11 protein-coding genes are annotated in these 10,359 nt (G+C 65.1%); 5 read left to right on the top strand and 6 right to left on the bottom strand.

What is annotated here, in order from left to right:
- Both ACVIIV_RS26405 and ACVIIV_RS26400 read left to right on the top strand, forming a co-directional pair.
- Positions 1–480, top strand: coding sequence for a carboxymuconolactone decarboxylase family protein (locus ACVIIV_RS26405; RefSeq protein ID WP_456746755.1), 480 nt, complete (start codon positions 1–3; stop codon positions 478–480).
- A gap of 21 nt (positions 481–501) precedes the next feature.
- On the top strand, positions 502–1,005 hold the full coding sequence (locus ACVIIV_RS26400; RefSeq protein WP_456746754.1) for a cupin domain-containing protein: 504 nt from the start codon (positions 502–504) through the stop codon (positions 1,003–1,005).
- Between the two features lie 29 nt (positions 1,006–1,034).
- Here ACVIIV_RS26400 and ACVIIV_RS26395 read toward each other — a convergent pair whose 3' ends face one another.
- The 3 genes from ACVIIV_RS26395 to efp form a co-directional block, all read right to left on the bottom strand.
- Positions 1,035–2,021 carry a DUF808 domain-containing protein gene (locus ACVIIV_RS26395; protein WP_456748830.1) on the bottom strand — a complete coding sequence of 329 codons (987 nt, stop codon included), beginning with the start codon at positions 2,019–2,021 and terminating at the stop codon, positions 1,035–1,037.
- A gap of 82 nt (positions 2,022–2,103) precedes the next feature.
- The gene (locus ACVIIV_RS26390; protein ID WP_456746753.1) at positions 2,104–3,705 is read right to left on the bottom strand and encodes a M23 family peptidase; all 1,602 of its coding nucleotides are present in this window, start codon (positions 3,703–3,705) and stop codon (positions 2,104–2,106) included.
- Between the two features lie 45 nt (positions 3,706–3,750).
- Complete coding sequence (gene efp / locus ACVIIV_RS26385; RefSeq protein WP_028177546.1) at positions 3,751–4,317, bottom strand: elongation factor P; 567 nt, start codon at positions 4,315–4,317, stop codon at positions 3,751–3,753.
- A 162-nt stretch (positions 4,318–4,479) separates the two neighbouring features.
- On the opposite strand from efp, the gene epmA reads away from it, so the two are divergent.
- Genes epmA through ACVIIV_RS26370 form a run of 3 tightly spaced genes read left to right on the top strand, consistent with a single transcriptional unit; the run spans position 4,480 to position 6,920 of the window.
- Entirely contained in the window at positions 4,480–5,532 is a 1,053-nt protein-coding gene (gene epmA, locus ACVIIV_RS26380) for an EF-P lysine aminoacylase EpmA (RefSeq protein ID WP_456746752.1), read from the top strand.
- On the top strand, positions 5,529–6,623 hold the full coding sequence (locus tag ACVIIV_RS26375) for a lysine-2,3-aminomutase-like protein (protein ID WP_456746751.1): 1,095 nt from the start codon (positions 5,529–5,531) through the stop codon (positions 6,621–6,623). The genes epmA and ACVIIV_RS26375 overlap by 4 nt, the downstream gene beginning before the upstream one ends.
- 42 nt (positions 6,624–6,665) lie before the next feature.
- On the top strand, positions 6,666–6,920 hold the full coding sequence (locus ACVIIV_RS26370) for a hypothetical protein (protein WP_456746750.1): 255 nt from the start codon (positions 6,666–6,668) through the stop codon (positions 6,918–6,920).
- A 73-nt stretch (positions 6,921–6,993) separates the two neighbouring features.
- Here ACVIIV_RS26370 and ACVIIV_RS26365 read toward each other — a convergent pair whose 3' ends face one another.
- The 3 genes from ACVIIV_RS26365 to ACVIIV_RS26355 form a co-directional block, all read right to left on the bottom strand.
- Complete coding sequence (locus ACVIIV_RS26365; protein ID WP_456746749.1) at positions 6,994–8,079, bottom strand: 3-deoxy-7-phosphoheptulonate synthase; 1,086 nt, start codon at positions 8,077–8,079, stop codon at positions 6,994–6,996.
- Positions 8,080–8,316: 237 nt separating this feature from the next.
- Positions 8,317–8,895, bottom strand: coding sequence for an HdeD family acid-resistance protein (locus ACVIIV_RS26360; RefSeq protein ID WP_456746748.1), 579 nt, complete (start codon positions 8,893–8,895; stop codon positions 8,317–8,319).
- A gap of 73 nt (positions 8,896–8,968) precedes the next feature.
- Complete coding sequence (locus tag ACVIIV_RS26355) at positions 8,969–10,009, bottom strand: PrsW family glutamic-type intramembrane protease (RefSeq protein WP_456746747.1); 1,041 nt, start codon at positions 10,007–10,009, stop codon at positions 8,969–8,971.
- Positions 10,010–10,359: the final 350 nt, after the last annotated feature.

Genomic DNA, 10,359 nt, shown 5'->3' with positions numbered 1-10,359 from the left:
ATGTCTCACGCCCGCAGCGAATATGAAGATTTCAAGCGGATCGCGCCCGATGCGTATGATCTAGTGCTAGCGCTCGGCCAGCTTGCGGCCAAGGCCGGCCTCGACAAGCAGCTGCTCGAGCTGGTCAAGCTGCGCGCCTCGCAGATCAACGGCTGTGCTTTCTGCGTGCAGCACCATGTCCTGCTGTCGGAACGGATTGGCGTCCCCGTCGACAAGCTCCATCTGGTCGCGGTCTGGCGCGAGGCGCCGATCTTTTCGCCGCGCGAGCGAGCCGCCCTGGCCTGGGCCGAGGCGCTGACCTGTCTGCCCGATGGCGTCAGCGAGGAGGTCTACGCGGAAGCGTCTGGCGAATTCTCCGAGACTGAACTGACGTACCTGACGTCAGCGGTTGCCTCGATCAACGTCTGGAACCGCTTTGGCGCGGCGTTTCGCTGGACGCCTGCAAAGCGGCCGGATGCAGCGCCTGCCGCTGCATCCTGATGGAGACAAGGGGAGATCACGATGACAGCCATGAGTCTTTCTGCTGTACAGCGCCCGGCGCCATCACGTTCGACGGTGCTCGCCGTCGTCGCAGGATTCGCCTGCGCGCTTGCGATCGGCAAAACGCTGCCGGTGATGATGGATGCCGTCTCAGGCGTGCTGACCCCGCTCTGTGCCACGGCGGCGGAGAGCTCGCCGCTCGACAAGGTCGAGCCGATCGGCTCCTACGCGCTGCCGAACGTTCCGGGCAAGCGCGTGACCATCGTGCGCGTGTCTTACGGTCCGGGCGGGTTTTCGCGGCCGCATCGTCACGCGGGCTCTGTCACCGCCTACATTACGAAAGGCGAGATCCGCTCGCAGCTCGGCGGCGGCCCGGTCGAGACGTTCGGCGTCGGCCAGTCCTTCTTCGAACCGCCGGGCTCGACGCATCTGGTCTCGGCCAATGCCAGTGCGACCGAGCCCGCAGAGTTGATCGCGGTGTTCGTTGCGGATGAGGGTGCGCAGCTGACGACGTTCCTGGAGTAGGTCGCAGTCGTCATCCGCCAAGGTCGTGTTCAGGCCGATCGCAATCGCCTCAGCCTTCTCCATGCCGGCGCGAGACCGTACTCGACGACCGGAATCGCGATTGCTCCGACAAGCAGTCCAAGTGCGCCCGAGATGGCTGCCTCGACCGACCATTCGATGATGCCGGCAACGGATGGAAGGACGTGTGCGGCAGCGTCGGTTGCGGCATGGACCATGTGGCCGACCGCGGGCGGGCCGTATTTTTCGATGCCGTGCAGGATGATGCCGCCGCCGACCCAGATCATGGCGGCGGTGCCGATGGTGCTCAGCACCGCCAGGAAGAACGGCATGCCGCGGACGAGCGCGCGTCCAAGCAAGCGGATCGCGCCGCCAATGACAGAGGCGCCGTCATAGCGCGCAAGGGCCACGCCGACATCGTCCGCCTTCACGATCAGGGCGACCACGCCATAGACCCCAACGGTGATAAAGAGGCCGACCAGCGCCAACACTAGCGCCTGAGTCCAGATGCTGCCCGCCGGGAGGGCCGCCAGCGTGATCGCCATGATTTCCGCGGACAGGATGAAATCTGTCTTGATAGCGCTCGCGACCTTCTCGTCCTCGACCGACCGGGCATTCAGCGCAATCGGCTGGAGTTGAGCTTCATGGTGGTGCGCACGATGCGGCATCAGGGCTTCGAGCACCTTTTCGGCGCCCTCGTAGCAGAGAAAGGCGCCGCCCAGCATGAGCAGCGGCGTGACCGCGGCGGGAAGGAAATAGCCGAGCAGCAGGGCAATGGGCAGCAGAATTAGCAATTTATTGCGCAGCGATCCGACCGCGATCTTACCGACGATCGGCAGTTCGCGTTTCGAGGCGAAACCGATGACGTAGTTCGGCGTGACGGCCGCGTCATCGATGACCACGCCAGCCGCCTTTGTGCCCGCCTTGGCAGCCTGGCTCGCCACATCGTCGAGCGAGGCTGCTGCCACCTTTGCAATCGCCGCGATATCGTCGAGAAGACCGATCAGTCCGACACTCATCAACCCTGTCCCTTCTTCATTCGGGCCGGTGGTGTGCGCGACAACACGCTCTTGCACCGCCCGGCATCGGAACGAGCAAGCGTCAATTGTCCTCGCCGCTCGATCCCTCGCGCAGGTCCGGCTTGAGCACGTCCTCGGGCAGCGCATGCGCCACAGGCTGCGGGGCTCCCGCAATGTCCGGTCCGACCTCGCGGCCGCGGGCGCGGATCAGGCGTTCATAGGCAGAGACTAGCGTGACGTAGGGACTGACCCAGATCCAGCCGTCGCGGGTGAACACCTGGACGTCGAAATGCAGGTGCATCGACGTGCCGGCGGGATGGTCGAGATAGTTCGAGATCACGCCGATCTTCTCGCCTTCGGTGACGATGCGGCCATTGAGCACGCCATCGGCATTCATCGCCTGCGGATTCATGTGCATGTAGCGGAAACGGATGTGCTCGGTGCGGCTGTTGACTTGAAGCGTCGCGGCCTGGTCCTTGGCAGCGCGGATCACGATCGCATCGCGCACGGCGACGACGGCGCGCTGTTTGGGATCGCAGGGCTCGCGGCCTTCGCCGGGCGGCGGGCAGTCGGCGGCACGGATGTCCTCGCCCTGATGGCCATAGCCTCCGCCACATTGCCACACCTCGAAACTGCGCGACTCGCAGAAATTGTCGCGCCAGGGATAGGTGGTCGGACCTTCGCTCTTGTCGCGCTTGCCGTAGGATTGCGAGCGCACGAAGGCGGGCGCTTTCTCCAGCGGAAAGCGGATCTGGGCATAGGCCATTGTGTCGGGATGGCCGCCCTGCTTGCGGTAGCCGGTGTTCGGGATGATGTCACCGCTTGGCCGGTAGCTGAAATCCGGCGAACGCGCCGCGGGGCGATCGATGATGTTGGAGGCAATGTCAGTCAGTGGCCTCATGCGCTGGCCGCCTGCGACGCGCAACGCCTTCAGGAAGCGCTCGGCAACCGGATAGGCCTCCTTGCAGGCGAGTCGCCGCGGCCTGGCGACACTGTCGAGGCACTGGATCGACACCACATAGGCGACGCCGAAACGGGCGAAGGCGTAGCGAACATAGCCTTCCCGGATGAACCTGCGCAGGTCCGGGTAGGTTGCCGCGAGCGGCTTCACTGGCTCGCCCTTGCCGCCGGCGGGATCGGCGATGTCGTAGACGAGCGCCGAGCCCGTGATCTGCACCTCGACGGGCCTTGCGAACACCCGGCTCGGCATGCCCTCGCCGGCGCCGGGCTCGAACGAGAAGGTCGCGCTGTAGCCGGCAGGACCGGCATCGAACATGTCGACGGGATTGAAGTCAGCCTGGTAGCGCGACAGCGCGAGCGTCGCCGGCGCGCCGCTGCGCTGCGTCTCGAGGTACGCGGCGGCGTCGAACGGCAGCAGCACGGGCACGCGACTTCGGGTAATGCCGGTGAAGAAGCGCGAGGAGATCGCATTGAGCTGCACCAGTGCGGGCATCGCGCGCGGATCGTAGCGCGGCACCGAACGGCGGGGTGCGAAGATGAAGTCGCCCGCAATCAGGGGGCGGCTGTTGATCTCGATACGGAGCTGGTCTAGCGCTGCGCGCCAGTCGACGCGCAGGGCCGTGAGCGAGGGGCTGCGGAATTCATCCGCGGCCAGCGGTGCGGCAATGAGGAGCGACAGCGACGCCAGCAGAAGCGAGACGAAGCGGAAACTCTTCCTGCCCAATGCCTCGCCCCCCGGCGGTACCTGTTCCGATCCTCGATTGCTCGCTCAGTCCTTGGCGCGCTCGGCGTAGGAGCCGTCTTCGGTCATCACCACGACGCGGGTGCCGACCGTGATGTGCGGCGGTACGGTGGTGCGCACGCCGTTGGAGAGAACCGCGGGCTTGTAGGAGGAGGAGGCGGTCTGGCCCTTGGTCACGGGCTCGGTGTCCACCACTTCGAGCGTCACGCGCTGCGGCAGCGCGATCGACACCGGGTTGGTGTCGTGCATGGACAGCTTGACGGTCATGCTCTCCTGGAGATACGCGGCGGCGTCGCCGACGACGTCCTTGGAGACCTGGACCTGATCGTAGGTCTCCGGGTTCATGAAGTGGTAGCCATCGCCGTCTTCATAGAGGTAGGTGTAGTTGCGCTCTTCGATCGTGGCCTTTTCGACCTGGTCGGTGGTCTTGTAGCGTTCGGAGATCTTTACCCCGTCCGAGATTCGGCGCATTTCGATCTGGCTGACCGGGGTGCCCTTGCCGGGATGGATGTTCTCGGCGCTCACGACGACATAAAGCTTGCCGTCTTGCTCGATCACGTTGCCCTTGCGAATAGAACTGGCGATGACTCTCAAAGCTGTATTTCCTGCTTGCTTGGCCCGGCACCGGCCAGGACATGATCAAATCGATGGGGGACTTGGGGCCTCAAATCGGACCTCGGCGCCCGTTTCGGGCCGCAACATACTGATTTTGCCGTTGGATGCCAGCACTTTGCTGCTGGCTGGGGCAGTCGGTTGATGGCTGGGGACAAGCCGATCTCGCCGTTCTGGTCGCCCTCGCGGTACCTCGATCGGCGGCCGTACCTCCAGGCCAGGGGCGCCGTGACCGGAGCTTTGCGGGGCTTTTTCGCCGAACAGGGCTTCATGGAGGTCGAAACTTCGGTCCTGCAGGTCTCCCCCGGCAATGAGACTCATCTGCACGCGCCCCGGACCGAGATCATGCGGCCCGACGGCAGCCGGGCCAGCCGATATCTGCGGACCTCGCCGGAATTTGCCTGCAAGAAGCTGCTGGCGGCAGGCGAGACGCGGATTTTCGAGTTCGCCCGGGTGTTCCGGGACCGGGAGCGCGGCGACCTGCATCTGCCCGAATTCACCATGCTGGAATGGTACCGGGCGGGCGCCGCCTATGATGCCATCATGGCCGATTGCGTCGTCGTGATCGCCCGTGCGGCGCAGGCGACCGGGATCGGGACCTTCTCCTTCCGCGGCCGGACCGCCGATCCCTTCGCCGAGCCGGAACTCCTGACGGTGGCGGGGGCTTTCGAACGCTTCGCCGGCATCGACCTGCTGTCGACAATTTCGGACGGCGAGGGTAACCGTGCGGCGCTCGCCGAGGCCGCGCGCGGCAAGGTGCGCGTGGCCGACGACGACACCTGGTCCGACATCTTCAGCAAGGTCCTGGTTGAGCATGTCGAGCCGCGTCTGGGGCAGGGGCGTTTGACCATCCTGTTTGAATACCCATCTCCAGAGGCGGCGCTGGCGCGGGTGAAGGCTGACGATCTCAGGGTCGCCGAACGGTTCGAGGTCTATGCGTGCGGCGTCGAGCTCGCCAACGGCTTCGGAGAACTGACCGATGCCGAAGAGCAGCGAAAGCGCTTCACGGAATCGATGACGGAGAAACAGCGCCGCTACGGCGAAGCCTATCCGCTCGACGAGGATTTTCTGGCCGCAGTTGCCGCAATGCCGGAGGCGAGCGGTGTGGCGCTCGGCTTCGACCGGCTGGTCATGCTGGCGAGCGGCGCAACACGAATTGATCAGGTGGTGTGGACACCGCCTGCGGATGAGAGATGACGAAGACCAATCTTGCACGCACTCTGCGCGAGCCTGCCGAGCTGGTGGCCGAAGGCCTGGCCCCCGCAGCGGCGCTACCGGCGCTCGAGCGCGTCGCCGCGCGCTATGCCGTGGCGATCACGCCCGATCTGGTCGAGTTGATGGACACGACGGATGCCGACGATCCCATCGCGCGGCAGTTCATTCCGACCGCGGCCGAGTTGGAGGTGCAGCCGGGCGAGAACGCCGATCCGATCGGCGACCATCCGCATTCGCCGGTTCCCGGGATCGTGCACCGCTATCCCGACCGCGTGTTGTTCAAGCTCGTTCACGTCTGCGCGGTCTATTGCCGGTTCTGCTTCCGCCGCGAGATGGTGGGGCCCGGCAAGGAGAATGCGCTGTCGGACAGCGCCTATCGCGCGGCGATCGACTACATCCGCTCGCATGGCGATATCTGGGAGGTGATCCTGACCGGCGGCGACCCCTTGATGCTGTCGCCGCGGCGTATGAGCGAGATCATGACCGACCTCGCGGCAATCGATCACGTCAAGATCATCCGTCTTCATACCCGCGTGCCCGTGGCCGAACCCGCGCGCGTCAGCGAGGAGATGGTTGCGGCACTGAAGGTCGAGGGAGCCACCACCTGGGTCGCGCTGCATTCCAACCATGCGCGGGAGCTGACCGGAACGGCGCGCGCGGCCTGCGCGCGTCTCGTCGACGCCGGCATTCCCATGGTGAGCCAGTCCGTGCTTTTGCGCGGCGTCAATGACAACATCGCCGCTCTGTCGGATTTGATGCGAGCTTTTGTCGAATGCCGGATCAAGCCCTATTACCTGCACCACGGTGATCTCGCGCCCGGCACCGTGCATTTGCGAACGACGCTGGCCGAGGGACAGGATTTGATGCGGCAGTTGCGCGGGCGGGTGTCGGGGCTGTGTCAGCCTGACTATGTCATCGATATTCCCGGCGGCGCCGGCAAATCGCCGGTCGGACCGAGTTATGTGTCAGTGGCACAAAATATCGCAGACGATGCGCGTGAAGCGGGAGCCGAAACGCGCTATCGTATCGTGGATTATTGCGGCGACGTTCATCTCTATCCGCCCGAAACATGAGCGGGCTGAAATGCGAGCCGGTTTGAGAATGGAGAAGCGGACATGAAAAAGATCATGCTGGCAGCATCGCTCGTGATCTTGCTCGGCGGCGCTGCGGTTGCACAGACCGGCGGCTCCAAGGGATCGACATCCGGCGGCGCGATCCCTGGAACAGTGTTGCCGGCGCCTGTCGGCCACCGCCAGCCGCGCGCGGCCGATGTGCCGAGCGAAAAGAATCTGAGCAACCCGAACACCCCCGCGAACAAGGAAGACGCGGAGCTCGATCGTAAGATCAAGAGCATCTGCCGCGGCTGCTGAGGCTTTCACCTCTCCCCGCCGGGGAGAGGTGAGGAACGGGGAGCTAGCGACCGACACTTCGCCTGGTCACGGGCTAAGCCGACCGCTCGTGCAGCCCAGCGCGCCGGGTGTTGCGGCGGATCTCGACCGCGTCGGCGAGCTGCTCGAGCACGGTTGCCGTGGTCGGCCAGTCGATGCAGCCGTCGGTGACGCTCTGGCCGTAGGTGAGCGGCTTGTCCGGCATCACGTCCTGACGACCGGCAACGAGGTTGCTCTCGATCATCACGCCCATGATGCGGTTCTCGCCGCCGGAGATCTGGCGGGCGATGTCGGCCATCACCAGCGGCTGGTTCTCCGGCTTCTTGCTCGAATTGGCATGGCTCGCATCGACCATCACGAGCGGCGCGACGCCGGATTTGGTCAATTCATTGCAGGCGGCCGCAACGCTTGCCGCGTCGTAATTCGGCTTGCTGCCGCCGCGCAGGATGATGTGGCAATCCTCGTTGCCGGCGGTCGAGGCGATCGCCGAACGGCCGAGCTTCGTCACCGCCATGAAGTGATGCGGATGCGAGGCCGATTTCACAGCGTCCGCCGCGATCCGCACATTGCCGTCGGTGCCGTTCTTGAAGCCGACCGGGCAGGACAGCCCCGAGGCCAGCTCGCGGTGGATCTGGCTCTCGGTCGTGCGCGCGCCGATCGCGGCCCAGGACACGAGGTCTGCGATGTATTGCGGCGTCGTCATATCAAGGAATTCTGTGCCCGCGGGCAGGCCGAGATTGTTCACCGCCGACAGCACGTTGCGCGCCAGCCGCAGGCCCTTGTTGATGTCGAAGCTGCCGTCGAGATCGGGGTCGTTGATCAGGCCCTTCCAGCCGACGGTTGTGCGCGGTTTCTCGAAATAGACCCGCATCACGATCTCGAGCTGGTCGGCGAGGTCCTCGCGCAGCTTCGTCAGGCGCTCGGCGTAGTCGAGCGCGGCCTTGGGATCGTGCACCGAGCAGGGGCCGACCACGACCAGCAGGCGGTCGTCCTGGCCGGTGAGGATGGCGTGGACGGCGTTGCGGGCGGCCATCACCACGCGTGTTGCGGTGAGCGTACGCGGGACCTCCCGCATCACCTCGTCCGGCGTGCTCAGCTCTTTCAGTTCACGGATGCGAAGATCGTCGGTCGTGCTCAGCACGGCGGGCTCCTGTCTGTTTTGGAAACCTGCCGGCCAATAAAAAAGCCGCCAGGTCTGGCGGCTTGTTCGGACGTTTGCTGCAATGTGTCAGATTGAGCGCGATCCTCCCGCCGCCAGCGAGCTGTCGTAGCTAAAGTACCAAAAATAGCTGGTGGCGACGGTGATCATGGCAGGCGATATAGCGTGCCGCCGCCGGGTTGTCACCCCCCCAAACGATGCAGGGCGCGATGAGGCGTCTCAGGTGTTGCTCTTGCGCGCCGCCAGCGCCATGCCGATCAGGGTGGCGCCGCCGAACAGCAGGTTGATACCGACGAGGATGCCGATCGCCCATTCCGCCGAGCTCGGCAGGCCCGTGATCACCAGGAACGAGATCGCGATGTCGACGAGGCCCGAGATCAGGAGCCACGACCAGCGGCTGCTCAACTCGCGGCGGTGCTCCAGTGCATACATGATGGTGGCGACGCCCTCGGCGAGGAAATAGGCGCCGAGCACGATGGTCAGCGTCAGCACGGCCTGCATCGGCCGGGCCAGCAGCAGGATGCCGGTGAGCACGGCCAGCGCGGCAGAGATCAGCGACCACCAGAAGCCTGGCGTGCTACGCGCCCAATAGGTCGCGATCAGTCCGCCGATACCGCCGATCAGGAACATCCAGCCGAGGAAGATCGCGGTCGCCAGACTCGCGAGCGGAGGGAGGATCAATGCGGCAACGCCGAGAACCACAAGCAGGATGCCTTCGAACAGGAAGGCCTTCCAATGCGTCTTGACCGCCTGGCTCATCGCGGATTGCAGGCGTGAAAACTCCTCAGGCGATGTCATGATGGCCTCGATCTCGTACGCCGTCCATGCGGCTCAGTCTAATAGGTGCGCACCGCGCTTGCCATCCCGCGCCTCAGCCACCGCCGGGCGCCGAGGAAAAACCTTCCGCGCTGGTGCGGATGCGGTTGCGGCCGAGAATGTAGATCGCCGTTGTGACAATCAGAAGCGCGAGGCCGAGCAGGATCGAGACGAAACCAATCGGGATCAGGGCCAGCGTCAGGTTGCGCTCGGGATTGATCAGCCAGTGATGGATCGAGGTCAGCACGAAGGCGAGCCCGAGAAAGCCGATGCCGCCGCCGGCAAGCAGCAACGCCCACATTCGCCGCAACTGGCTGAGCCGCTCGCGCGCCACGTCGGTCCGCGGCGCATGGTGGCGCGCGACGCGCCGGACCAGGCGGATGGCGAAGGCAATCGAGCTGAAGCCGATCAAGAGGCTCGCGGCACCCAGCCACATCCGGAGCGTTGGATCGAGATCGGGCATGCGCTGGAGCGTCAGCAGCGGGAAGTCGAAGGCCGAATGCAGTGCGAGCGGGCCGGCGAAGATCAATAGCCGGCTGGAAAGACGGGCCCAATCGCGATGGTGACGGTTCGCGCCGAGTGCCGTGCCGGCGCGCGCGATCGTCAGGTAAGCGCCGGCAATGATGCCGAGCGCGCCGTGGAATGGCACGGTGAGCACGCTGCGCAGGGCGGCCAGCGAGCGCCACATCTCCGCATGCTGGACCAGATAGGCGAGGTTCTCGTAGGCGGCGAAGCCGAGGCCGACCGCGGCGCCATAGACCACGGTGTCCATCGGATTGGCAAAGGTCCGCCGCTTGGTCGAGGAGACCAGCACGATGGCGATCACCTTGACGGCCTCCTCAGGCAGCGCGACGCCGAAGATCGAATGCATGGCCAGCGCCGCCCAGGGGTCGTCGGGGGCGGCAACCATCCTGGCGAAGGGGGCGCGGGCGAGACCCAGCAGCGAAACGCTGGCCGCGCCGAGCAGGAAGGCAGTCCAGACCTGGGCCGGCGGGCCTGGGCGCTCTTCGGCGGCAATGACAAGCCACAGCATCAGCAGCGCCGGGGCGATGGCGGCAGTTCCAATGACGGTGGGTAGCGCTTCAATCAGGTACATCGGCGCCGAAAATAGGTTCCCTTGATCCGCTTATCTACGTTCACCGATGCGACCATGTGTCATGCGCCTGCTGTCGGCTCGCTTAACGCGCGGGACAGCTTCCGTTCATCCACGCCGCGGATCAAGAAGTAGAATACAAGCGCAATCAATCGGATGACAAAAAATGCTCGTCATCCATGGCAACGACCGCGCGCCGGATATGGGATCGAGATTGGCAAGCCAGATCAAGGAAGTGCGCAGGGTTCTTCGATTCACGGCGCACCTGTCCCGGTGGCGGATCCGCGAGCGGGCGCGGCCTTAGCCCCGCTTCGTTGTGCGCCGGCGGAGCGGGGCGGCGATCCGGCGTGCCC

The organism is Bradyrhizobium sp. USDA 4354 (assembly GCF_054060315.1).
This window is presented reverse-complemented; position numbering and strand designations above follow the sequence as displayed.

Bases quoted from the DNA above. Each gene is read 5' to 3' on its own strand.
- ACVIIV_RS26405 (WP_456746755.1), top strand. From the start codon at position 1: ATGTCTCACGCCCGCAGCGAATATGAAGATTTCAAGCGGATCGCGCCC.
- ACVIIV_RS26400 (WP_456746754.1), top strand. From the start codon at position 502: ATGACAGCCATGAGTCTTTCTGCTGTACAGCGCCCGGCGCCATCACGT.
- ACVIIV_RS26395 (WP_456748830.1), bottom strand. From the start codon at position 2,021: ATGAGTGTCGGACTGATCGGTCTTCTCGACGATATCGCGGCGATTGCA.
- epmA (WP_456746752.1), top strand. From the start codon at position 4,480: ATGGCTGGGGACAAGCCGATCTCGCCGTTCTGGTCGCCCTCGCGGTAC.
- ACVIIV_RS26375 (WP_456746751.1), top strand. From the start codon at position 5,529: ATGACGAAGACCAATCTTGCACGCACTCTGCGCGAGCCTGCCGAGCTG.
- ACVIIV_RS26370 (WP_456746750.1), top strand. From the start codon at position 6,666: ATGAAAAAGATCATGCTGGCAGCATCGCTCGTGATCTTGCTCGGCGGC.
- ACVIIV_RS26360 (WP_456746748.1), bottom strand. From the start codon at position 8,895: ATGACATCGCCTGAGGAGTTTTCACGCCTGCAATCCGCGATGAGCCAG.
- ACVIIV_RS26355 (WP_456746747.1), bottom strand. From the start codon at position 10,009: ATGTACCTGATTGAAGCGCTACCCACCGTCATTGGAACTGCCGCCATC.